17 protein-coding genes and 3 tRNA genes are annotated in these 23,088 nt (G+C 70.2%); 6 read left to right on the top strand and 14 right to left on the bottom strand.

What is annotated here, in order from left to right; genetic code table 11:
• Positions 1–3: 3 nt before the first annotated feature.
• The 10 genes from FGD71_RS47035 to FGD71_RS47080 form a co-directional block, all read right to left on the bottom strand.
• On the bottom strand, positions 4–1,053 hold the full coding sequence (locus tag FGD71_RS47035; RefSeq protein ID WP_119106778.1) for an agmatine deiminase family protein: 1,050 nt from the start codon (positions 1,051–1,053) through the stop codon (positions 4–6).
• 25 nt (positions 1,054–1,078) lie between these two features.
• Positions 1,079–2,791, bottom strand: a complete 1,713-nt coding sequence (locus tag FGD71_RS47040) for an urease subunit alpha (RefSeq protein WP_119106779.1) — start codon at positions 2,789–2,791, stop codon at positions 1,079–1,081.
• Positions 2,788–3,492, bottom strand: coding sequence for an urease subunit gamma (gene ureA, locus FGD71_RS47045; RefSeq protein ID WP_119106780.1), 705 nt, complete (start codon positions 3,490–3,492; stop codon positions 2,788–2,790). The genes FGD71_RS47040 and ureA overlap by 4 nt, the downstream gene beginning before the upstream one ends.
• A gap of 344 nt (positions 3,493–3,836) precedes the next feature.
• Entirely contained in the window at positions 3,837–4,661 is an 825-nt protein-coding gene (locus FGD71_RS47050; RefSeq protein WP_119106781.1) for an ABC transporter ATP-binding protein, read from the bottom strand.
• Positions 4,661–6,508 (bottom strand): dipeptide/oligopeptide/nickel ABC transporter permease/ATP-binding protein, encoded by a 1,848-nt coding sequence (locus tag FGD71_RS47055; protein WP_119106782.1) that lies wholly within the window; start codon positions 6,506–6,508, stop codon positions 4,661–4,663. Before FGD71_RS47055 ends, FGD71_RS47050 begins: the two co-directional genes overlap by 1 nt.
• Positions 6,498–7,529 (bottom strand): ABC transporter permease, encoded by a 1,032-nt coding sequence (locus FGD71_RS47060; protein ID WP_119106783.1) that lies wholly within the window; start codon positions 7,527–7,529, stop codon positions 6,498–6,500. The genes FGD71_RS47055 and FGD71_RS47060 overlap by 11 nt, the downstream gene beginning before the upstream one ends.
• A complete protein-coding gene (locus FGD71_RS47065) occupies positions 7,526–8,956 on the bottom strand; it encodes an amidase (protein WP_119106784.1) in 1,431 nt (476 codons plus the stop codon). The genes FGD71_RS47060 and FGD71_RS47065 overlap by 4 nt, the downstream gene beginning before the upstream one ends.
• A 126-nt stretch (positions 8,957–9,082) precedes the next feature.
• Positions 9,083–10,663 carry an ABC transporter substrate-binding protein gene (locus tag FGD71_RS47070; protein WP_119106785.1) on the bottom strand — a complete coding sequence of 527 codons (1,581 nt, stop codon included), beginning with the start codon at positions 10,661–10,663 and terminating at the stop codon, positions 9,083–9,085.
• A gap of 271 nt (positions 10,664–10,934) precedes the next feature.
• The gene (locus FGD71_RS47075) at positions 10,935–11,552 is read right to left on the bottom strand and encodes a TetR/AcrR family transcriptional regulator (protein WP_119106786.1); all 618 of its coding nucleotides are present in this window, start codon (positions 11,550–11,552) and stop codon (positions 10,935–10,937) included.
• 926 nt (positions 11,553–12,478) lie between these two features.
• Positions 12,479–12,658 carry a hypothetical protein gene (locus FGD71_RS47080; protein ID WP_119106787.1) on the bottom strand — a complete coding sequence of 60 codons (180 nt, stop codon included), beginning with the start codon at positions 12,656–12,658 and terminating at the stop codon, positions 12,479–12,481.
• Positions 12,659–12,702: 44 nt separating this feature from the next.
• Between FGD71_RS47080 and FGD71_RS47085 the strand changes: the two genes are divergently transcribed.
• On the top strand, positions 12,703–14,313 hold the full coding sequence (locus FGD71_RS47085; RefSeq protein WP_119106788.1) for a glycoside hydrolase family 13 protein: 1,611 nt from the start codon (positions 12,703–12,705) through the stop codon (positions 14,311–14,313).
• A gap of 725 nt (positions 14,314–15,038) precedes the next feature.
• Here FGD71_RS47085 and FGD71_RS47090 read toward each other — a convergent pair.
• Complete coding sequence (locus tag FGD71_RS47090; RefSeq protein WP_240437115.1) at positions 15,039–15,773, bottom strand: hypothetical protein; 735 nt, start codon at positions 15,771–15,773, stop codon at positions 15,039–15,041.
• Between the two features lie 277 nt (positions 15,774–16,050).
• Between FGD71_RS47090 and FGD71_RS47095 the strand changes: the two genes are divergently transcribed.
• The 5 genes from FGD71_RS47095 to FGD71_RS47115 all read left to right on the top strand — a co-directional run bounded on the left by FGD71_RS47095 (position 16,051) and on the right by FGD71_RS47115 (position 22,024).
• On the top strand, positions 16,051–17,364 hold the full coding sequence (locus FGD71_RS47095) for an ABC transporter substrate-binding protein (protein WP_119106789.1): 1,314 nt from the start codon (positions 16,051–16,053) through the stop codon (positions 17,362–17,364).
• 91 nt (positions 17,365–17,455) lie between these two features.
• Positions 17,456–19,483: a branched-chain amino acid ABC transporter permease gene (locus FGD71_RS47100; RefSeq protein ID WP_119106790.1), complete on the top strand. Its 2,028-nt coding sequence runs from the start codon at positions 17,456–17,458 to the stop codon at positions 19,481–19,483.
• Positions 19,480–20,295 (top strand): ABC transporter ATP-binding protein, encoded by an 816-nt coding sequence (locus tag FGD71_RS47105; RefSeq protein ID WP_119106791.1) that lies wholly within the window; start codon positions 19,480–19,482, stop codon positions 20,293–20,295. Before FGD71_RS47100 ends, FGD71_RS47105 begins: the two co-directional genes overlap by 4 nt.
• Positions 20,292–21,005: an ABC transporter ATP-binding protein gene (locus FGD71_RS47110; protein WP_119106792.1), complete on the top strand. Its 714-nt coding sequence runs from the start codon at positions 20,292–20,294 to the stop codon at positions 21,003–21,005. Before FGD71_RS47105 ends, FGD71_RS47110 begins: the two co-directional genes overlap by 4 nt.
• A 140-nt stretch (positions 21,006–21,145) precedes the next feature.
• The gene (locus FGD71_RS47115; protein WP_119106793.1) at positions 21,146–22,024 is read left to right on the top strand and encodes an alpha/beta fold hydrolase; all 879 of its coding nucleotides are present in this window, start codon (positions 21,146–21,148) and stop codon (positions 22,022–22,024) included.
• A 612-nt stretch (positions 22,025–22,636) separates the two neighbouring features.
• Here the strand turns inward: FGD71_RS47115 and FGD71_RS47120 are convergent.
• The 3 genes from FGD71_RS47120 to FGD71_RS47130 all read right to left on the bottom strand — a co-directional run bounded on the left by FGD71_RS47120 (position 22,637) and on the right by FGD71_RS47130 (position 23,029).
• Positions 22,637–22,713 (bottom strand) — tRNA-Ile (locus FGD71_RS47120).
• 165 nt (positions 22,714–22,878) lie between these two features.
• Positions 22,879–22,951: transfer RNA gene (locus tag FGD71_RS47125), tRNA-Asn, on the bottom strand.
• 5 nt (positions 22,952–22,956) lie between these two features.
• A tRNA-Asn gene (locus tag FGD71_RS47130) sits at positions 22,957–23,029 on the bottom strand.
• Positions 23,030–23,088 lie beyond the last annotated feature (59 nt).

Below are 23,088 nucleotides of genomic sequence, written 5' to 3' on the forward strand. Positions count from 1 at the left end.
GTTCTACCTGACCGTCGCCCTCGGCTGCTGCTGCGTGACGCAGTGGATGCCGCCGCCGCCCGCGAAGATCGTCCGCGCGTCCACCAATGTCACCGTCCGCTGCGGGAACAGCCGGCGGAAGATGCCGGCGGCGATCTCGTCCCGGGGGTCGTCGAAGCCGCACAGGACGACGCCGCCGTTGCAGAGATAGTGGTTGATGTAGGAGTAGTCGGCCCAGTGGCCGTCGGCCTCCAGGACGGTCGGGGCGGGCACCTCGACAACCTCCAGGCGGCGGCCGCGCGCGTCGGTCTGCGCCTTCAGCAGGCCGACGACCTCCTGCGTCACCTCGTGGTCGGGGTGGGCCGGGTCCGGCTGCACATGGGCCACGACCACACCGGGACGGGCGAACGCGGCGACGATGTCCACGTGGCCGAGGGTGCCGAAGCCGTACGGGGGGTAGTCGCCGGTGAGGCCGCGCGGCAGCCAGATCGCCTTGCGGGTGCCGAGGTGGGCGTGGATCTCGGCCTCCACCTGCTCGCGGGTCCAGTGCGGGTTGCGTTCCGGCCCGAGCTGGACCGTCTCCGTCAGCAGGACCGTGCCCTCGCCGTCGACGTGGATGGCACCGCCTTCGTTGACGAGCTCCGAGGTGTACGTCTTCGCCGAGCCCGCAAGGTCGGAGACGTACACTGCGATCTTCGCGTCGTGCTCCCAGCGCGCCCAGTCCTGGGCACCCCAGCCGTTGAACGTCCAGTCCACGGCGGCGAGTTCACCGGCACCGTTGGTGAGGAACGTGGGCCCGATGTCGCGCATCCAGGCGTCGTCGAGGTCCCGCTCGACCGTGTCGACGCCGCGCCCGAGCAGAGCGCGCGCCTCGGCCGACTGTCCGGGGCCGCACACCACCGTCACCGGCTCGAAGCGGCGCACCGCGCGAGCGACCGAGGCCCAGGCGATGCGCGCGGCGGCCAGGTCCTCGGGGTCGTCGAAGGTCGGGTTCGGGCCCGGCCACGCCATCCAGGTGCGCTCGTGCGGGGTCCACTCGGCGGGCATGCGGAAGCCGTCGGCGGCAGCGGACATGAGTGATCCTTACAGGCTGTGACATTTAAAGGAAATACAGGCGGTTGAGGGAGACGGACTCGGCCGGTTCGGAGCGCAGCGGCTCTCCGTCGAGCGTGACCAGCCCCGTGCGCTGGTCCACATCGACCGCTCCGGTACGGGAGTTGAGGCGCAGGTCGGCCGGCCCGATGCCGCGCGTGCCCTGTACGGCGACCCTGCGGCGCCGGGTCGGCATCGAGTCGCCTCCCTGGTCGACGGCCGCCTGGGCGACGAAGGCGACCGAGATGTCGGCGGGCGTGGCACCGTGGGCCCCGAACTGCGGGCCGAGGACGAGGGGTTCGCAGGTGTCGGTGGCGGCCCCCGGGTCACCGACCACGCCGTACGCCGGGAAGCCGGCCTTGAGCACCAGCTGCGGCTTGGCGCCGAAGTACTCCGGCCGCCACAGCACGAGGTCGGCGAGCTTGCCGACCTCGATCGACCCCACCTCGTGGGCGAGGCCGTGCGCGATGGCCGGGTTGATCGTCAGCTTGGCCATGTAGCGCAGGACGCGCTCGTTGTCGTGGCCCTCGTCCGGGGCGCCGAACTCGGCCTTCATCTTCCCGGCCATCGCGAACGTACGGCGGACGGTCTCGCCGGCCCGCCCCATCCCCTGCGCGTCCGACGACGTGATGCCGATCGCGCCCAGGTCGTGCAGCACGTCCTCGGCGCCCATGGTCCCGGCGCGGATGCGGTCGCGGGCCATGGCGGCGTCGCCGGGCAGGTCGGTCTTGAGGTCGTGGACGGAGACGATCATGCCGTAGTGCTCGGCGACGGCGTCCCGGCCGAAGGGGAGGGTGGGGTTGGTAGAGGAGCCGATGACGTTCGGGACGCCGGCCATCGTCAGCACGTTCGGGACGTGTCCGCCGCCGCAGCCCTCGATGTGGAAGGCGTGGATGGTCCGGCCCTCCAGCACGCGCAGGGTGTCCTCGACGGAGAGGCATTCGTTCAACCCGTCGCTGTGCAGGGCCACTTGGACGTCGTGTTCCTCGGCGACACGCAAGGCGGTGTCCAGGGCGCGCGTGTGGGCACCCATGTCCTCGTGCACCTTGAAACCGGACGCGCCGCCCTCGGCGAGGGCCTCCACCAAGGGCGCCGAGGAGGACGACGAACCGCGCCCGAGGAAGCCGATGTTGACCGGCCAGGCGTCGAAGGCGTTGAACGCGTGCCGCAGCGCCCACGGCGAGTTGACCCCGACGCCCCACACGGGCCCGAACTCCTGCCCGATGATCGTGGTGACGCCGGAGGCGAGCGAGGCTTCCATGATCCGCGGCGACAGCAGGTGGACGTGGGTGTCGACGGCTCCGGCGGTCGCGATGAGCCCCTCGCCGGACACGATCGAGGTCCCGGTGCCCACGACGACGTCGACCCCGTCGAGGGTGTCGGGGTTCCCGGCCCGCCCGACCGAGCAGATCCGGCCTTCCCTGATGCCGATGGAGACCTTGCGGATCCCCAGCGCCGCGTCGATCACGACGACGTTGCTGATGACCACGTCACAGGTCTCCCGGACGGCGGCCGCCTTGAGGTGCAGTCCGTCCCGGGCGGTCTTGCCGAACCCGGCTAGGAACTCGTCGCCGTAGCACTGGGAGTCGGACTCGACGCGGATCGTCAGGCCGGAGTCGCCCAGCCGGATCCGGTCGCCCGCGCGCGGGCCGTGGGTGGAGGCGTACTCGTACGGGCTGAGGCGGTGGGCCTTAGCGGGGTGGCCTCCTGGGCGGCTCATCGCTCGACCCCCTGAACAGGTGTTTCCGGTACGCCGAGGTAGCCGCAGGCGGCGGCGCGGCGCAGTGCCTCCTCGCGGGCGCCGGGCGCGTCCAGTGCCCCGTCGACCAGACCGGCGAACCCGATGGCGATCCGGTCGCCCCCGATGGGCACCAGCCCGACCTCGAGGCTCTCCCCCGGCCCGAACCGCACGGACGACCCGGCGGGTACGGCGAGCCGCATCCCGTAGGCCCTCTCGCGTGCGAAGTCGAGCCGCGGGTTGGCCTCGAAGAAGTGGAAGTGGGAGGTGACGGAGACCGGCACGGTGGCGGTGTTGGTGACCGTCAGCCGGACGGCCGCCTCGGGCTCGGCGTGCTCGGGACCCGGCAGCAGCGCACCCGGAGCCCGCTCACCGAGACTCCCGCCGATCGGATCGCTCACGACCGCGAGCCGCGAACCGTCGTCGAAGACCGCCTCGACATGCACCTCGGTGACGACGTCCGCGACGCCCGGCAGCACGTCGTCCGGGCCGAGCACGGATCTGGCGCGCTCGACGGCCTCCGCGAGCCGGGCACCGTCGCGGGCGGCCTCGCAGACGGTGTCCGCGATCAGCGCGGTCGCCTCCGGCACGTTGAGCAGCAGACCGCGGGCGCGGCGGGCGCGGGCCAGTTCGGCGGCTCCGAAGAGCAGCAGCCGGTCACGCTCCGTGGGAGTGAGTCTCATGCCGCGAACACCTCCTCGCTTCGCTCAGGTTAGAGCAACACTCTAAGTGTGGAATACCTTAGGTGGAAGTGTTTCTTGGCCGAACCGATTCCCCCACATCGAACGTCGCTCTAATCTTCGGGACGCCCCAGAAGGCCGACCGCCGAGGAGCGTCCGCCAGTGCTTGGCGTTGTCCGTCGTCACCAGCAAGCCGCGCACGCGCTCGTCCTCGCCCGCGCTCTGGGTGAGGGACAGTGCCGCGGTGCCGCCCCGCGCGCGGCGAGGTCCAGGCCCACAGCGCCGCACGACCCGCCGACCGGCATGGGCCGGTCGACGGGCTGGAAGCCGCACCGCGTCCGGTCGATTCACGTCGTGGCGGGCTCGTCGTCGAGGCGGAACCTCGGGTCGCCCGGGACGGACGCGAGGAGTTGAGCGGTGTACGGGTGGTTCGGCTCGGCGAAGGTGGCTCCGGTCGGGCCGAGCTCGACGAGGTCCCCGTGCAGCAGGACCGCGACCGTGTCGCTGACGTGCCGGACGACGGCCAGGTCGTGCGAGATGAACAGCATCGTCAGCGAGAGCCGGCGACGCAGATCGGCGAGCAGGTTGAGGATCTCGGCCTGGGTCGTCAGGTCGAGGGCCGAGGTGATCTCGTCGGCGATGACGAACCGGGGACGCGGTGCGAGGGCCCGTGCGATCGCCAGCCGCTGCCGTTGGCCGCCGGAGAACTCGTGCGGGTAGCGGTCCATGGTGTCCGGGTCGAGGCTCACCTGGCTGAGCAGCTCGGCGATTCGGGTCCGGACCGGTTTTACCCTGGCCCGGATCGGATCGAGTGCCTCGGCGAGCGACTGCGCGACGGTGCGCCGCGGGTCGAACGAGGAGTACGGGTCCTGCGGGATCATCTGGACCGTCGCGGCTCCCGCCCGTGCGCGCGAGGTGCGCAGCGGGGCGCCGTCCACGAGGATCCGGCCGCTCGACGGCTTGTGGACGCCGACGAGTGTCCGCGCGAGCGTCGTCTTGCCCGACCCGGACTCTCCGACGAGTGCGAGGGTGGTGCCCCGGGGGATGTCGAACGAGACTTCCTTGAGCACCCTGCGGGCCGCGATGCCGTGGCCGAGCTCGACGGTGAGATCCTCGACGCGCAGCAGCGGGGTGGCCGCCTGCGGGTCCGGTGTGGTGGCGGTGGCGGACATCAGCGGCTCCCTTCCGCGGCCGGGGGGCGGTCCGCGGCTTTGTCGGAAAGGTCGTCCGACGGCGCCCCGCTCGGCTGCGCCGCATGCGCGTCGGCCGTCCACCGGACCGCGCTGAGGGTTCCACCGGCCTCGACCGCGGCGGGCGTCGCCGCGAGCAACGCGCGGGTGTACGGGTGGGTGACCGTCCCCCGGCGCAGGTCGCCGCCCGTCGTCCGGTCGACGACCCGGCCCCCGTGGAGCACCAGGACGGTGTCACAGAGCACGCCGACCACGCCGATGTCGTGCGAGATGAACAGCATCGCCGTGCCGTGCTCGCGGTTGATGCGTCGGAACTGGCGCAGCACCTCCGCCTGGACGGTGACATCGAGTGCCGTCGTCGGCTCGTCGGCGATGAGCAGCCGCGGGTTCGTCGTCATCGCGGAGGCGATCGAGGCGCGCTGGAGCATGCCGCCGCTCAGCTCGTGCGGGTGCTGGCGCAGCCGACGGTCCGGCTCGGTGACGTGGATGTCGGCCAGGGCGCGGACCATGTCCTGCGCGGCCTGACGCCGGGGCGTCCCCAGATGCACCCTGGCCACCTCCGTGAGCTGGGTGCCGAGCCTCAGCGCGGGGTTGAACGTGCCGATCGGGTCCTGGTAGACGATGCCGATCTCGGTCGCGAGGCGTCGCTCCGGCGGTGTTCCGAGCAGGTCGAGGTCGCCGAGGGCAAGGCGCGACGCGTTCGCCCGCACGCCCTCGGGGAGTAGGCCCGCGACCGCCATGGCGATGGTGGACTTGCCCGAGCCCGACTCCCCGACGAGGCCGACGATCTGGCCGGCTCCGATGGTGAACGACACGTCGTCGACGAGTGTCCGGTCGCCGGCCCGCACAGTCAGCCCGGCGACGGTCAGCAGGCCGTCCTGCCCCGTGCCGGTCGCTGCCCCCGCACCGCCCGACGCCAAAGACGCCTGCGCCGCGCCGTCCTGTGCCGGGGCGGCCGGTCCCGCCGCCTCCGCCGTCTTGGCCGGTGCGGGCGCTGTGCCGCGGGTTCGCGGGTCGACGAGTGAGGCCACGCCGTCTCCGAGGAGCATGGCGCCCACACCGGTGACGATGAGCATGATCGACGGAGCGAGGACGACCGACGGCTGAGCGAAGATCGACGGCAGCGCCTCGTTGAGCAGCCGGCCCCAGTCGTACTGCGGGTTCTGCACACCGAGGCCGACGAACGACAGACTGCTGATGTCGAGCAGGGACAGGGTGAAGCTCGAACTGAGGAGCACCAGCAGCGGCCCGCTGATGTTCGGCAGGACATGCCGGCCCAGGATGCGCAGGCCGGGGACGCCGAGCAGGCGCGCGGTGAGCACGTAGTCCTTGTCCGCGACGGTCGCGGCGAGATTCGCCGTCAACCGCGCGAACCCGGGGACGCCGGCGACGGCGATCGCGACGATCGCGGACCCCATGCCCGGCCCGAGCACCGCCGCGATGACGAGGGCGAGCACGAGCGAGGGGAAGGCCACCGCCGAGTCGATGAGCCGCAGACAGGTCTCGCGCAGCCACCCGGGTGCGAGGTGGACCAGCGCGCCGATCGCGACGCCGGCGACGAACGAGGCGGCGGTGGCGGCGGCGGCCATGAGCAGAGTGAGCCGGGTCGCGACGAGCGCCCGGGCGAGGACGTCACGGCCGAAGGCGTCGGTGCCGAGGAGATGCTCGGCGCCGGGCCCGAGCCGGGCGTCGTCGGTGAGGGTCTCGGCGGAGCCGCTCAGCAGCAGCGGGGCTACGAGGGCGACGACGAGGAGCAGTCCGAGGATCACCGCGCCGGACAGCAGCGACGGGTTGCGGCGCCATCGGCGCACGGTCGCGTCAGTGGCCACGACGACCTCCCCCAAGCGTGCGCGGGTCGACGATCCCGAGGACGACGTCCACGAGGAGGTTGACGAGGAGGGCGAGCATGCCGACGACGAGGATGATGCCCTGGATCACCGGATAGTCCTTGTAGATGATCGCCTGGACGACCTCGGTGCCGAGCCCTGGGTAGGTGAAGACGTTCTCCAGGATGATCGTCCCGCCGAGCAGGGACGTGAGGACCAGACCGCTCAGGGTGAGGACACTCGTCACGAGGTTGGGCAGCGCGTGGCGGAGGTGGAGACGCACGGATCCCAGGCGGTGGCCGCGCGCGGTCCTCATGTAGTCCTGGGCGAGCACCGAGGCTGTCTCCTGCCGGACGACCCGGGCGATGGCGAAGGCCGGGCCGATGCAGAGCGCGGCGATCGGCAGGACGAGCGCGCTCGGTGTCGTGGCGCCGCCGGACGGCAGCAGCCCGAGGCTGATCGAGAACAGGACGATGAGGAGGGTCGCGACGACGTAGACCGGCGCCGACGCGAGGAGTCCGGCGACCGTGCCGAATCCGACGCCGAGCCGGCGGCGGCGTCCATCACGAGTGAGGACACCGACGGTCATGCCCAGAGGGACGGCGATGACCAGGGAGAGCAGGACTGCTGGGATGACGAGCTGGACGGTGTACGGCAACCGGGTCGCGACGATGTCCGCGACCGGGGTGTCGAACCGGAACGAGGTGCCGAGCCGTCCGGACGCGATGTCGCCGAGGTAGTGGACGAACCGCGTCGCCATCGGCTCGTCGAGGCCCAGTCGTTCGCGTATCGCCGCGAGCGTGGCCGGGGACGAGTTGGTGCCGGCGATCGCCCGGGCCGGGTCCCCGGGCAGCAGGGGCACGATGAGGAACGTCACGAGGACGAGCAGCAGCATGGACATCAGCAGCCCGCCCGCCCGGCGGACGGCGAACCCGGCCCAGCCACCGCGCAGCCGCGTCCGGGGGACGCGCCGGACGGGTGCGGCCGGCACCGGCCCGGCCGGGACCGCGGACCCGGCGCTCACAGCACCGCCGCCGCGAGCGCCGCGTCGTCCGGACGCCGCTCGTGCCAGCGGAACCGTGGTTCGAGCTGGGCCGAGAGTCGCAGCAGCGTCGCCTCGTCGTAGGGTGCACCGACGAGTTGCGCACCGACCGGCAGTCCGCCCGCGGTCGTATGGACGGGCAGCGAGATGGCGGGCAGCCCGGCGATGTTGACGAACGCGGTGAACGAAACCATCCGGGTCTCGGTGTGCCGCGGGCCGTCCGGGTCGGAGTTCGCCTCGTCGTACACGGGGCCGACCGGTGGCGCCACGACCGCCGTGGTCGGGGTGAGGAGGACGTCGAAGTCCCGGCCCCACTGGGCGACCACTTCGCGTGACTCGGCCTGCAGGCGCGCCGCCGCCCGGGCGTAGTCGCCCGCGGTGGCCTCGAGGGCGGTTTCCCGGCGGCGCCGGATGTAGGGGTCCACCGCGTCGGGATCGTCGACCTCGATGGCGTAGGTGGAGGCACTGATGATCGTCCAGGTGAAGCCCATGATCGACTCGTACGAGAACATCTTCGGGCGGGCCTCGACGACGTCGTGTCCCAGGTCGCGCAGTGCCTGCGCGGCCGTCAGCGCCGCCTTGCGGCACTCCTCGTCGACCGGCAGCCCGGTCGGCGCGTCGAGGAGCAGGCCGATCCGCAGCCGCCCGGGATCGGCACCGACCTCCTCGATGTACGGGCGCCCCGGTTCGGGCGCGCTGTACCAGGCGAGCGGGTCGGCACGCCCCATGACGTCGAGCATGAGGGCCGCGTCGCGCACGGTGCGGGTGATCGCGCCTTCGGTCGTCGAGTGTTCCCAGCCCCGGACGAACGCGGGCACGCGTCCCCGGCTCGGTTTGAGGCCCACGAGGCCGGTGACGGACGCCGGGACCCGGATCGATCCGCCGCCGTCGGAGGCGTGTGCCACCGGGGCGAGCCCGGCCGCGACGGCCGCCGACGCGCCGCCGCTCGACCCGCCGGAGGTGTGCGCCGGGTTCCAAGGGTTGCGCGTCTTGCCGTGCCGGGCGTTCTCGGAGACGGTCAGAGCGCCGAACTCCGGCGAGTTCGTCCGGCCGAGGGGGATCGCGCCGGCATCGAGGAGGAGCTGGATGTCGGGGTCCGTGACGGTCTTCGGGGTGTCCCGGATCGCCAGTGAGGACATCGTGTTGGGTTGTCCCGCGACGGAGTTGAGGTCCTTGATGGGGACGGGGACGCCGTGCAGCGGGCCGAGCGGTTCGCCGCGCAGCACCGCCTGCTCGGCCCGGACGGCCGCCGCGCGCACGGCGTCGGCGTCGAGCCAGACGACGGCGTTGACGACGGGGTTGATCCGCTCGATGCGGTCGAGGTAGGTCTCGGCCACCTCCACCGGGCTGACCTCTTTCGTGCGCACGAGGTCGGCGATCTGCTGGGCGGTGCTGAAAGGGTCGATCACCAGGGGGCTCCTGTCGGAACGGTGCAAGGGTCTCGGTGCAGGGCGTCGGACACGCGCGGGGTTTCTCCGCGCGGGACGGTTGGGTCCGACCGCGTGGGTCACCGCCGCGTGCGGACGGCCTGTCCGTCAGCCTGTGACGCGCAGGATGGGGTCGTCGAGCGAGCCGCCGAGCATCTGCGCGCTGAACCCCTTGCGCAGCGCGTAGATGAACGGGTCGTTGACCAGCGGCACCGCGTCCACCCGCGAGATCAGGGCCTTGGCGGCCTTCTGGTAGGCGGCGCAGCGGGCCTTGTCGGTCGTCGCCTCGGCGCCCTGGGCGAAGGCCTTGTTCAACGCGGGGTTCTTCACCTCGCCGAGGTTGCCGCCGCCTTCGGGGACGGTCGGACCCACGAAGTGGCCGAGCGGATTGGCGAGGCTGCCGAGGAAGTTGAGGTCGGCGAAGACCGTGAGGTCCCAGGCGTCAGGCTTGCCGAACACGGTCCCGACCCAGGCCCCGACATCGACGTTGGCGAGGGTGACGTCCGCGCCCGCGGCCCGCAGCGCCTCCTGGATGTACTGGTTTCCGGCTCCGGCCGGCCCGACGACCTGAGGGCCGACGAGGCGGATCTTCTTGCCCTTGAGCACGTCAGCCGCCGCGGCTTTGTCCTTCGGTACGAGGAAGGAGGTGCCCGGGTCGTTGCAGGGGATGCCCTTCTGCACGAACATCGTCGACGGCTCACCCGTGTCCTTCGAGACGACCTTGGTGAAGGCGGCGCGGTCGACGGCCTGGGCGACCGCCCGGCGGGTGGCGACGTCCGCGAAGACCGTGCCGGGTCGTTCGTTGAAGAGCAGGTAGAAGTCGGAGAACCGGCTGACGCTCACGCTGTGGCCGCCCACGCCGTCGAAGCGCGGGATGCCGGAGGCGTCGATCTTGCCGATGTCGAGTTGGCCGCTTCTCACGAGGTTGCCGGTCGCCGTCGGGTCGGGCGAGACCAGGTACTCCAGCGTCGCGGCGACCTTGCCGGGGATCTTCGTGCGCCAGGCCGGCCATGCCTTGTACTCCGGGCGAAGGGTGTACGTGTACGAGACGCCGGACTGGGACTTCTTGAGAAGGTACGGGCCGGACTGCGAGCCCTTGGCCTTACCGGCGGCAAGGGCCTTGGGGTCCTTGAGTCCCGCCGGGCAGACGATGCCCGTGCTCGCGATCGACAGGCCGGTGACCATGTCGCCCCAGGGCCTGGCGAGCGTGATCTTCACGGTGTGCGCCGCGTCGTCGGCGGTCACTCTCACCGTGTTGCCGGGGCCGAAGACCGTGGGGAGATCGGGCGCCGCCGTCTTCGGGTCGACGTAGCGGTCGAGGGACGCCTTGACGACCTTCGGCGTGATCGGCGTCCCGTCGGCGCACGTCGCGTCGGTGCGCAGGGTGAACGTCGCCGACGTCGGCGTGTTCCTCCACTTGGTGGCCAGCCCGCCGACGAGCCCGCCGTCGTCCTTGCGCACGAGGGTGTCGTAACTGTTCCGGGCGAGCAGGTAGTCCGGCAGGGACAAAGCCTTGGCCGGGTCGTAGCCGGCCGGCACGTCGATCGTCGTCCGGATCTTCGTCACCGTTGCGGCACCGCCGCCGCTCGGGTCTCCGGACGTCGATCCCGTGGTGGTGCAGCCGGCGAGCACGGCCGTCACGGCGACGGCTGCGGTCACAGGGACCGCGCGGGTACGGGTCTGGCGCATGGGTGCTCCTGGAGAGGGATGTCGGGCGCTGCGCAGGTCGCACGGGATCGGGCGGGACGAGCGCGAGCAGTTCAGTGCGGAGGCGGTGCGCGCGGCCCTCGGTGGGCGCCGCGTAGGAGCGAGCCGTGGAGCACTCGGTGTGGAGAGGATGCAACCAAGTGAACGACGTAGTCAATAGCGTTAACTAACTTGATGCATGCCACGCCCACCTCCGTTTTCGGCCGTGGAACGCTGCTGGGCGGTAGCCGTGAAGCCCGGCACAGGGCGCGCGTCAGTCGCGCGGGAGCGTCGCCGCCTCCACCTCGAGGGCCGTGAGGAGGATGTCCATCTGCCGGCGGAAGACGTCGGTCATGTCGATGCTGCGCAGGTGTTCCTTTGCCGCCTCTGCGTAGGGGTACGTGGCAGGATCCGCCGGCTGGTACTCCTGCACCCAGTTCGTCTCGGCGCCGAACCGCTGGTTGACGAGCCGCCAGGCGTTGTTGCTCGCCATGGCGAGGATGAAGTTCGAGAACGCCTGGTAGTGCAGGACGGCCGCCCTGCCGCGCCAGCCGCCGCGGTGGAACGCTTCCAGGACGGCGTCGACGGCGCGCAGCTCGTGAACGCCTCGGGTGACCCTCCCCATGCAGAGCGCGGCGGCCGCCGGGTGGTCCAGCGCGGTGTTCCAGGCACGGATCGCCAGGTCCCGCAGCGACTCGGTCCACGACTCGTGCGGCTCGTACCCCTCGAGGGAGATCCTGTCGAGCTCCTCCGCGACGGCGACCATGATGTGGTCGCGACTCGCGAAGTGCCGGTAGACCGCGGTTGCGGAGGAGGACAGTTCCTTGCCGAGTCGCTGGAAGGTCAGCGCGTCCGGCCCGTCTTCGTCGAGGATCCGCAGCGCAGTCTCCACGATGAGCCCCTGGGAAAGGGTTCCCCGTTGGAGCCGCTTCGGCGACCGGCCCCCAGCAACTGCCACTCGAACGCCTCCCTCGGACGGACGGCGAGCGCACGCTGCCGCAGCCTGCGCCTCTTGACCGGCGACAATGAAAGCCAGCCTATGCGACTGGTTTTGAGCGGGTCATCCTGGGCCCGGTCACCGGGGTGGCCATGCCCCCGACTATCCCTCCGGTCACGGTCCCCACAGTAGAAGGAGGTGTGCCACGAGGCGCCGTGTGATCGAGCGGGTGACAGGACTCCGCCGTCTGCTCGTCGCAGTGGGCAGGTGAAGCTGACGACAGATTCAGTCCGTTCGCCCAAAGTCCTGAATCCGCCGCCATGATGAGACGTTTCCGCAGGTCAGAGACCTGAAAAGGTGGGGCGGGTGGGACTCGAACCTTGTCCGCAGCGGATCCCCCTTCCAACGCGCAGAGGCCCCGCCCCCGGTGTCGGGGCGGCGCCTCTGTGGCCGTTTCCGCAGGCCAAGCTCTGCGGCGCTGGTTATCGCTCAGCGGCGAGCGGCAGGCAGTGATCTCCGAGGTGCGTCCGGGCCGGGGCGACCGCGGTTTCCGCCGCGGCCCGGTCCTGCTCGGCCAGCATGTCCAGTTCAGACCGGCGAGCTTGTGATCCGCTCCAGCCCCTGCATACCCACGCCCTCCCAGCGACATCCCCCTACCGCCCCGGTGACGGATGGTAAGAGCGGCACGGTCCTCGGCACGGCAGAACCCGACAACAGCAACGGCCGCCACGGCCGCGTACTTGTTACCTGAGCGTGCCTGAGCCGGATTCGGCCGGCCGGCCGGCGGAGGTGGCCGGCGATGCCCGGTGCGTCACCCATGCTCGACTCCGGCGGGCCGGAAACGCAGGTCAGGCATGGGCGCACAGAGCTGGGAGTTCTGGTCACAGGGGAGATGTCTGGTGCCGACTCGCGACTGCCGTGAACGACTCTCCACGGGCGCCGCGGCCGACGCGGACGAGCGCCAGGTAGACGACCGAGGTGACCACCATGCCGGGGATCCAGGACAGGTCGGCGTTGGAGAAGTGCCGCGCGATGGGCCCGACGTACCACGCGTTACTCATGGCCGGAATGCTCCTTGCAGCCCCTTCCGTCAAAGGACCCCGCCATGTCCACCATCACCCCCTGGTGGCGCAGCGCCGTCATCTACCAGGTCTACATACGTAGCTTCGCCGACGGAAACGGCGACGGCGACGGCGACATCGCCGGCCTGCGCTCCCGCCTGCCCTACCTCAAAGCGCTCGGCGTGGACGCCCTTTGGATCAACCCCTGGTACAAGTCACCCATGGCGGACGGCGGTTACGACGTCGCCGACTTCCGCGCCATCGACCCGCTGTTCGGCACACTCGCCGACGCCGAACAGCTCATCGAGGACGCACACCGGCACGGAATCCGCATCATCCCCGACATCGTCCCCAATCACACCTCCGACCAGCACGCCTGGTTCCAGCAGGCGCTGGCCGCCGGCCCCGGCAGCCCGGAGCGGGACCGGTACATCTTCCGGCCCGGCCGCTGCCCCGACGGCGCCCAGCCGCCCAACAACTGGGTGTCCTGCTTCGGCGGCCCCGCTTGGACCCGCGTACCCGACGGCGACTGGTACCTGCACCTGTTCACCCCCCAGCAGCCCGACCTCAACTGGCAACACCCCGACGTCCACGCCGAGTTCGAGTCCATCCTGCGGTTCTGGTTCAGCCGGGGCGTCGACGGCTTCCGCATCGACGTCGCCCACGGCCTCGCCAAGGACCCCGAACTGCCCGACCTGGCCCAGGCGCAGATCCCGCACCCCCACTGGGACCGCGACGGCGTCCACGCCGTCTACCGCACCTGGCGCAAGATCGCCGACGAGTACCCGGGCGACCGCACCTTCGTCGCCGAAGCCTGGACCGACACCCCCGACCGACTCGCCGCCTACGTCCGCCCCGACGGCCTGCACACCGCCTTCAACTTCGACTTCCTCATGGCCAGCTGGGACGCCAAGGTGCTACGCGCAGCCATCGACGACTCCCTCGCCATGCTCTCCTCCGTGGGCGCACCGGCCACCTGGGTGCTGTCCAACCACGACGTCATGCGCCACACCAGCCGCTACGCCCGCCCGAACGTCAAACGCTGGATACCCAACGTCCCCTACCTCCCCGACGGCCCGGCCGACCTGGAGCTGGGCACCCGCCGCGCCCGCGCCGCAGCCCTGCTGATGCTCGCCCTGCCCGGCGGCGCCTACATCTACCAGGGCGACGAACTCGGCCTCCCGGAGGTCGAAGACCTGCCCGAGGCCGTACGCCAGGACCCCGTCTGGGAACGCTCCAGCCACACCAACCCGGGCCGCGACGGCTGCCGAGTCCCGATTCCCTGGTCCGGCGACGTGGCCCCGTTCGGCTTCAGCCCCGCCGGCGCCACCGCCGCGCCCTGGCTGCCGCGGCCCCCGGACTGGGGTAGACGCAGCGTCGAGGCACAAACCGGTGACGAGACGTCAATGCTGGAGCTGTACCGCACCGCCCTACAGCTCCGCCGCGACAACCGCGCCCTCGGCGACGGCACCATGACCTGGCTCGACACCCCCGCCGACATCCTCGCCTTCCACCGCGACCCCGGCCTCGTGTGCGTCGTCAACCTCTCGACCGAGACATACCGGCTGCCCGACCACACCACGATCCTGCTGGTCAGCGGTCCCGTCGAAGACGGATTGTTGGAGCCCGACCAAGCGGTCTGGCTCAAGAATTAGCGGCCTCCATCTGGAGCACCCCCGCGATCCGCCAGAGCCTGTCCGGTGTCCACTCCCCGCAGACCGGACAGGCTCTGGCCCATGCGAACCCTGCGCTCCAGAGGTCCGGAGAACCCCCGCCTGCCGCCACCGACGGCTTCCGCTGTCTCCACATGCCGACATCGACACGATGGGCCGGCAGTCGCCACTTCCGATTCCCTGCGTCCCATCAGCGTCCCAACAACCACTCTTGCTCGCTGATCAAGCCTCCCGCTCCAGCCTGCGAGAGCCACCGAACGATCCATAACCGCGGGTCAACAGAGCTTTCAACCACGGATCACCGCACCGCTGCTGAACTCACGAGCAGCGGATTGTCCTGAATCCGCACCCCTGCCGAGACGTTCCGCAGGTCACAGACCTGCATGGTGGGGCGGGTGGGACTCGAACCCACGGCCGACGGATTATGAGTCCTTTGAGGATCTTGGCGGCCTTTGACGATCAGTGCCCATTCACGACGTTTTCGCCGGCCAGACCGGGTGGGTCGTGTCTACGCCCCTCCGTCTTTGTCGGTCTGTTCCTATCCTTGCGTCCCAACTGCGTCCCGACACCGTCCGTGACAGCCAGGGACACCGGGCTGTCGGGCGATTACGCCAGCTCGAAGGCGGGTTTCGAACCCGTCCGCAGCAGTCTGCCGATCCAATACGCAGACGCTCCGCGCTCATCGACGCATGGACGTACGCACCCACCTACACCGGTTCGGTGAACTGGTCGAACACCATCACCGCGGCCCGGGTGGCGAGGGACCAGCGGTCCCGTCCTTCCGGGTCCTCCAGGTTGGGATGTCCGGCGATCCAGCGCATGTGGAAGCCGTCGAGCAGGGCGGCGATGGTGGTGGCGAGGTGTTCGATCTTGTAGGGCGCGCGCATGCGCAGCCCGTAGGCGTCCAGCAGCGCCTGGTACGCCTCGCAGGCGACCTCGGTGAACGACTCGCCGTAGTGCCCCAGGGCGTCGCGGACGCGTGGGTTGGCGGCGCTGGCGTAGAAGCCGAGCAGCACGCGGTAGATCGGGTCCACTCGGTGGTTCTCGTGGTTGTCCGTCAGGACGTCGTTGAGAGCCTCCTGCCAGGTCGTGCCGGTGTCGACCGCCTCCTTGAAACGGCGGATGCTCTCCGGCAGCCCCGGGACCAGTTCGGCCTGTCGGCTGGTGAGGTGGAAGAGGAGATCTGCCTGGAAGTCGGCCTGGGCAGGCCAGATCTGGTAGATGGATCCGGTCGTGATCGCCGGTGCGGTGTCGTCGCCCAGTCTCTCCCGCATGATGCGGGTGGCTTCCTCGGTGACCCGCTTGACGCGGATATGAGCAAGGGCTGCGGAGACGGCAGCCTCGCTCGTGTCGGAGGTGCCGGCGCAGACGAGCTGGGTTGCCGCTTCCAGCATGAGGGCCCGGGTCTCTTCGGGTGAGCGCCGAGGGAGCCTGCGTCTCACGGCGTGCTCCGTCATGTCCTTCCCCTCCCATTGCATGATCGTTAATTCGGTGTGAACGGGGGCGTTGACAGAGCGCCAGCGTACACCTAGATTCCCGATCCGTAAGAAAGTTACGAAACTCGAAAGCACCGATCACCTGGTCTTTCGAAGTTCCTCGGGCTGGACCGAGGCACCGGTCATCCCGGTGCGCCCTCCTGCCCCTCCGCTGCCTTCCGCGCTCTCCCCGCATGCCGTGCCGGGCACCGCCCTGCCGTTTTCCGATCCTGGAGGATCCCGCATGCCCGCAATCTCACGCCCCCTCAGACTCGGCCTCGTCTCCGCCGCCATGGCGCCCCTGCTGGGCGTCGCCGCATGCGGCGGATCGGGCACCAACGCACCCTCGTCGTCCGGCGCCTCCGGGGGTGGCTCCTCCGCGACTTCGGACTCCCGCTCGGCGAGTGACGTCGTGACCGACTACCTCGGCTACGTCGGCGGAAAGGCGGGCAAGGCCGACGCCGGCCTCGACCCGGTCACCCTGGGCTGGGTGAACGTCGAAGGCGGCCCCGGCGGCAACCCCGAAGCCACCCTCGGTGCCCGTGCCGCGGTGAAGTACGTCAACGACAGGCTGGGCGGCATCGGCGGGCACCCGCTGAAGCTGAACGTCTGCACGGTGGTGTCCGCCGAGGAGGAGGGACAGAAGTGCGGCCAGCAACTGCTGGGCGACAAGAAGGTCTCCACCATCGGCGTCGGCAATCTCTACCTCGGTGACGCCTCCTTCAACTCCGTGATCGCGGGCAAGAAGCCCGTGCTGGTCGGAGTGGCGACGGGCCCGACCATGCCCACCGCGAAGAACACCTTCAGCACGTTCGGCGACCTGCCGCACATCTTCGGCACCTGGGGCACGTACGCCCGTGACGTGCTGAAGGCGAAGACCGCGGCGGTGATCCACACGAGCACGCCCGGCGACAAGATCGCCTCCGGGGCAGCGGTGAAAGGCCTGAAAGCCGCCGGTCTGAAGGTGAAGTCCGTCGGATTCGACGCGCAATCGACCGATCTGATCGGCCCGGTCACCGCGGCCGGGGCGAACACCGCGGATGTCGTGGTCCCCATCTCCATCGGTGGCGGATGCGTCGGAATCGCCAAGGCACTGAAGCAGCTCAATGTCACCAAGCCGGTGGTCTCCACGCCGCTGTGCATGTCCCCCGATGTCGCCCAGGGGCTCGGAGGGGACCTGCCCACCTGGACGTACGGCGTCGCCCAGACGCTGCCGATGGACTCCTCGGCCGCCGACTCCAAGGCGTTCCTGAAGGCCTCGGCGCAGGCCGGGCTGGGCAAGGACGACCAGTCCAAGGTCTTCGCGCCGCTGGGCTGGAGCACGATCCTGACGTACGCGAAGGTGCTCAACGCCATCGGCCCGGACAAGATCACCCCCGCGTCCGTGACCGAGCGGCTCAAGAAGTTCCCCGGGCCGGTCATCATGGGCGCCGCAGAGGTCAAGTGCGGCAAGTACCCGGACGCCCCCGCCGTCTGCAACGACCAGGCGAGGTTCTACCAGTACGAAGGCAAGGGCCAGTTCAAGCCCCTGACCGACTGGATCCGCCCGCCCCAGTGAGCCCCGCCCGCCCCGCCGCCGCTGAGGTTGCAGCCTCGCAGGACGCAGCCTCAGCAGCGCGGACTTGCTGACTCATGACAGGAGTCATGAATTGGAACAGATCCTGCTCTTCGCCGTCCTCGGCCTCGGCCAGGGGGCACTGATCGCCGGCATCGCGCTCGGCGTGGTGGTCACCTACCGGGGCTCGGGCATCATCAACCTGTCCACCGGCGCGGTCGCCATGGCCTCGGCCTATGCCTTCTGGGCCCTGACCACCGGTTTCTTCGGGTTCACCCTGCCCGTGGGACACTCTCTCGCCGGGGCGCTCGCAGTCGCGCTGGCCGTCGGAGTCCTGACAGAGGTGGCGGTCTTCAAGCCGCTGCGCACCGTCTCGCCCCTGGCCAAACTCGCGGCCTCCCTCGGCATCCTGCTCAGCCTGCAGGCCACCGTGCTCCTGGTCTTCGGGGTGCAGCCGCAGCAGGCACCGAGCATCCTTCCGACCGGCACCGTCACCATGCTGGGCATCACCACACCCTCCGACCGCTTCGTCCTGGCCGGACTGGTCGTCGTGATCGCCCTGGTCCTCGGGGCCGTGTACCGGTGGAGCCGCTTCGGCCTGGCCACCCGCGCGGCCTCGGAGAACGAACAGGCCGCTCTTCTGGCAGGCCTGTCACCCAACAGCGTCTCGATGGCCAACACACTCCTGGCCGCCCTGGTCGCCGGGCTGCTCGGCGTCCTGGCCTCGCCCATCGTCCAGGTCGACTCCATGACGCTCCCCCTGCAGGTGGTCCCGGCCCTGGCCGCCGCCCTCTTCGCCGGGTTCACCTCGCTGTGGATCGCCTGCACCGCGGGCATCCTCATCGGAGTGCTCCAGTCGATCGTGTACTACCTGTCCACGCAGAGCTGGTTCCCGACCGACAACGGCAACGCCATGCCCGGCCTCCAGCAGCTCCTCGTCTTCGCCCTGATGGTCGTCGCCCTGTACGTGCGGGGTGCCGGTCTGCCGCGCCGCGGTGAACTCGTCGAACAGCGACTGCCCGCGGTGCCGCTGCCCGAGCGGCTGCTACGTCCCGCCCTGATGGCCACCGCGGTCGCCGCCGCCGCACTGATAGTGCTCCCGTTCGACTTCCGCCAGGCACTCACGAACTCGTTGATCGGCATGGTCATCGTCCTGTCCTACGTCGTCATCACCGGTTACGTGGGACAGATCTCCGTGATGCAGCTCGCGCTCTCCGGAACCGCGGGCTTCGTCCTCTCCCACCTCTCGGTCCGGTTGGGGATCCCGTTCCCGTTCTCCGCCCTCGGCGCGATGGTGCTGGCCACACTGCTCGGAGTGGCCGCGGGCGTCTCCGCCCTGCGGGTGCGGGGCGTGAGCCTGGCCGTCGTCACCCTGGCCGCGGCCCTGGCCATGGAACAGGCGCTGTTCAACAACACCTCGTTCGGCGGAACGGCCGGAGTGTCCGTACCCCCGCCGCGCCTGTTCGGGATCGACCTCGGCCCGAAAGCGGACTTCCGCGGCCTGGACGGCAACGAACCCAGCCCCATGTTCGGCTTCCTCGTCCTGGCCGTCACCGTCGCCCTCGGACTGTACGTCGCCCATCTCAGGCGCACCGGACTCGGCCGGCGGATGCTCGCCGTCCGCTCCAACGAGCGCGCCGCCGCGGCAGCCGGTGTCGACGTGCGGGCCGTGAAGATCGCCGCGTTCACGATCAGTTCCTTCATCGCCAGCGCCGCCGGCACCCTCTACGGCTACAACTTCGGCTCGGTCAGCGCCGCCCGGTTCACCGCGCTGGCCGCCCTCGGCCTGATCGGTTTCGCCTACATCGGCGGCATCACCATGGTGTCCGGAGCCGTGATCGCGGGGCTGATGTCCACCGAGGCGCTGCTGCCCCACGCGCTGGACAAGTGGTTCGGGATCAAGGGGACTTGGGCCCTGCTCTTCGGCGGCGTCTCCCTGATCGTGACGCTGATCGCCAACCCCGACGGCATCGCGGGCGCCGCCCACCGCCGGAGGACGGCGAAGAGGGCGAGACGCGCGGCGGCCACGACGGGGCCACCGGCCGACAACGCATCCGCCGTCGGCTCCCCGGAGATCCACCTCGGCCGTACCACTGCCGACGCCAAGGAGGTCGCACCGTGAACGTGCTCTCTGTCCAGCAGTTGGGCGTCAGCTACGGCGGCGTCCACGCGCTCAGCGATGTCTCCCTGGAGGTCGGCGAGGGCCAACTCGTGGGGCTCATCGGCCCCAACGGGGCCGGCAAGACCACCTTCGTGGACGCGGTCACCGGCCTCGTCGCCGCCCGGGGAAAGGTGGAACTGGACGGCAAGGACCTGACCGGACGGCCGCCCCATGTACGAGCCCGCCGAGGACTCGCCCGCACCTTCCAGAGCAGCGAACTCTTCGAAGACCTCACGGTCGCGGAGAACCTCCAGGTCACTGCGGACCCTTCCACGTGGTGGACCACGCTCGGCGAGACCTTCGGCCGCCGCCCGTCCCCGAACCCCGCTGTCCCGGAGGCCCTCGCGGCCCTGGGACTCGAGGACCTGGCCGACGCCTCGGCACACGAACTGTCCCAGGGCAGACGCAAACTCGTCGGCGTGGCACGGGCCTTGGCAGCCCGCCCCCGCATCATCTGTCTCGACGAACCCGCGGCCGGCCTGGACACGACGGAGAGCGCCGAACTCGGACGCAGACTGCGCGCGGTCGCTGAGGCCGGCACCGCGCTGCTCCTCATCGACCACGACATGAGCCTCGTGATGGGCATCTGCGACCACGTCGTCGTCCTGGAGTTCGGCAAGGTGATCGCCTCCGGGACACCGGCACAGGTCCGAACCGACCCAGCCGTCGTGACCGCCTACCTCGGGGCATCCGCCGTCCAGCCTGCCACCGCGTCCGGCACTTCGACCGCCGGCTCAGCCAAGGCCCTCACCAGCACACCGGAGACACCATGAGCACCCCAGTCCTGAAGGTGGCCGGACTCACCGCCGGATACGACGGAGCCGCTGTCATCCGCGGGATCGACCTCGAAGTGGGCGCGGGAGAGGTCGTCGCCCTCCTCGGGGCCAACGGAGCGGGGAAGACCACCACGCTCAAGGCCGTCTCCGCGCTGCTGCGCCCCCTTGCCGGCACCATCACCTTCAACGGAACGGACCTCGGCAGGCTCCCGGCAGCGACCCGCGCCCGCCTCGGCATCGCCCACGTTCCGGAAGGACGAGGCATCTTCTCCGGCCTCACGGTGGCGGAACACCTGCGCCTCGGTCACCGGGGCGAGCGCCTCGACCAGGCGGCCGCCGCGCGTTACTTCCCCGCCCTGTCCCGCCTCCAGGACCGCAAGGCAGGACTGCTCTCCGGCGGCGAGCAGCAGATGCTCGCCATGGGACGGGCCCTGGCCCGCAGCCCCAAGCTGCTCCTGCTCGACGAGCTCAGCCTCGGTCTGGCACCCATCATCGTCGAGGAGTTGCTGCCCATAGTCAGGCGCTATGCCGACGACACCGGCTGCGGGGTGCTGCTCGTCGAACAGCACGTCGGCCTCGCCCTCGACATAGCCGACCGCGGCTACGTCCTCTCCCACGGCGAGATCACCGCGCACGCCGCGGCCCGGGAACTCCGGGCCGACCAGTCCCGGATCATCGCCGGCTACCTCGGCGAGCAGCACGTCTGACCCGGCCGGGCGGCCACGACCGTCGTACACCACGACCGCCGTGAGCCTGAACCGCTCGGGCCGGCCCACCCCGTACAACTCGGCCCGTACAACTCGGCCGGACGCTCAGGGCTGCCCGCGTACCCAAGACAAGGAACCCGATGTTCACCTTCGAAAGCGAAGACGGCGTCCAGATCCACGTGCACGAATGGAAGCCGGAGTCGCCCCCGCGAGCCGTCGTCCAGATCGCCCACGGCATGGGAGAGCACGCCGGCCGTTATGCCCCACTCGCGGCAGCACTGACCGCTGAGGGCTACGCAGTTTATGCCAACGATCACCGCGGACACGGGCTGAGCAGGCACGCCGAGCCCGGTCATCTCGGGGACGACGGCTGGAACCGACTCGTCAGTGACATGGTCACCCTCTCAGAGGCCATCCGCGAGCAGCACCCCGGCCTGCCCCTGGTGCTGCTCGGACACAGCCTCGGTTCCTTCGCCTCGCAGCAGTACGTCCTGGGCCACTCCCACCTGATCGACGCCGTCGCCCTCGCCGGTACTACCGCGGTCGACGTGATGCTCGCGGCACAGGCACAGGAGGCCGCGGAGGGAGGAGACCCGTTGCTCGCGCTCAACGAGGCGTTCCAGCCCAGCCGCACGCCGTTCGACTGGCTCAGCCGGGACGAACTGGCCGTCGACGCCTACCTCGCCGACCCCATGTGCGGCTTCAGCCTCGACGCCCAGGGCATGGCTGACATCACCATCGCCTCGGCGTCACTTGCCCAGCCCAAGGGCATCCCGGCGGATCTGCCCATCTGCGTCCTGGTCGGGGATCACGACCCGCTGAACGCCGATCTCTCACTCAGCAACCTGCTTGTCGAACGCTACGGCGAGGCCGGCGTCATCGACGTGACCTATCTCAGTTATCCCGAAGCCCGCCACGAGCTGTTCCACGAGACCAACAAACAGGAGATCGTCAACGACCTGCTGGCCTGGCTGAACCGCGTCCTCGCCCGCTCGGCGCTGGAGACAGATTCCCGCTGAGCCGGCGGGGAGGGGCTCATAGTCGCGGGCCGGACGTCGGCGGGGCATGATCCTTCCCCGGCTGGTCGCGGGCGCAGTTCGCGGTCGAGGGCTTCGCAGACATCACGGGCCCGCAGCGGACCGGGCCTCATTGAAGACGGCGGATGGGGGTAGCAGGTCGGGCGAGGCGGGCTGGGCGGGAAGCCTGTACGAGTAGATTCCGCCCTCGCCCGCACCATCAGCGACACCAGAACCGCTCACTCACGAACCGCTCTCCCAGCCGGGCGGCGGCAGCCCAGTGATCCAGAAGTCGCCCAGTACCCCGGTGGCCCGCCACCACACCGCACCGACCCCGCCGCCCAAGGCCAGAGCAGCGTAGGCGCAGGTCCCCAGGCAGCCACTTCCGCTGACCTGCGTCCCATCAGCGTCCCAAATTCGGCGTCCACCCGCTCGCAGCGCCCACCCGCGGCGGCTTGCGCCGACAGTGGGCTGATACGTCCATGCAGGTCAGAGCGGTTCCAACCAACGCTGATCACAACGCCCTTGAACTCACGAGCAGCGGATTCAATCCGTTGGCCCAAAGCCCTGAATCCGCACGCCCGCTGAGACGTTTCCGCAGGTCACAGACCTACCTGGTGGGGCGGGTGGGACTCGAACCCACGGCCGACGGATTATGAGTCCGCTGCTCTAACCGGCTGAGCTACCGCCCCGTCTCGGCGCGTCGCGCACATTTGTGCGCGCCGTCTGCCGCAGCATAGCCGCTCATACGATCTCCTGCTTCGGATGGTCGGCTTCACATGACCATGAGGACCGCGGCGCGGGCTGCGCGGTTCCACCGGGCATGAAAAAGGACCCCGTAGGGTCCTCTTCGGCTGCTCCCCCGACTGGACTCGAACCAGTAACCTGCCGGTTAACAGCCGGCTGCTCTGCCAATTGAGCTACGGAGGATCGAGCTCCCCCGACTGGACTCGAACCAGTAACCTGCCGGTTAACAGCCGGCTGCTCTGCCAATTGAGCTACGGAGGATTGCCTCGTTGCATCGAACGCACCTGCCTGGGTATTCGCCAGAAGGCGCGCGCTCGCTG

The organism is Streptomyces sporangiiformans (genome assembly GCF_005768555.2).
In the GTDB taxonomy this organism is placed as follows: Bacteria; Actinomycetota; Actinomycetes; order Streptomycetales; family Streptomycetaceae; genus Streptomyces; species Streptomyces sporangiiformans.

Bases quoted from the DNA above. Each gene is read 5' to 3' on its own strand.
- ureA (WP_119106780.1), bottom strand. From the start codon at position 3,492: ATGAGACTCACTCCCACGGAGCGTGACCGGCTGCTGCTCTTCGGAGCC.
- FGD71_RS47050 (WP_119106781.1), bottom strand. From the start codon at position 4,661: ATGTCCGCCACCGCCACCACACCGGACCCGCAGGCGGCCACCCCGCTG.
- FGD71_RS47040 (WP_119106779.1), bottom strand. From the start codon at position 2,791: ATGAGCCGCCCAGGAGGCCACCCCGCTAAGGCCCACCGCCTCAGCCCG.
- FGD71_RS47085 (WP_119106788.1), top strand. From the start codon at position 12,703: ATGTCCACCATCACCCCCTGGTGGCGCAGCGCCGTCATCTACCAGGTC.
- FGD71_RS47095 (WP_119106789.1), top strand. From the start codon at position 16,051: ATGCCCGCAATCTCACGCCCCCTCAGACTCGGCCTCGTCTCCGCCGCC.
- FGD71_RS47115 (WP_119106793.1), top strand. From the start codon at position 21,146: ATGTTCACCTTCGAAAGCGAAGACGGCGTCCAGATCCACGTGCACGAA.
- FGD71_RS47110 (WP_119106792.1), top strand. From the start codon at position 20,292: ATGAGCACCCCAGTCCTGAAGGTGGCCGGACTCACCGCCGGATACGAC.
- FGD71_RS47080 (WP_119106787.1), bottom strand. From the start codon at position 12,658: ATGAGTAACGCGTGGTACGTCGGGCCCATCGCGCGGCACTTCTCCAAC.
- FGD71_RS47070 (WP_119106785.1), bottom strand. From the start codon at position 10,663: ATGCGCCAGACCCGTACCCGCGCGGTCCCTGTGACCGCAGCCGTCGCC.
- FGD71_RS47035 (WP_119106778.1), bottom strand. From the start codon at position 1,053: ATGTCCGCTGCCGCCGACGGCTTCCGCATGCCCGCCGAGTGGACCCCG.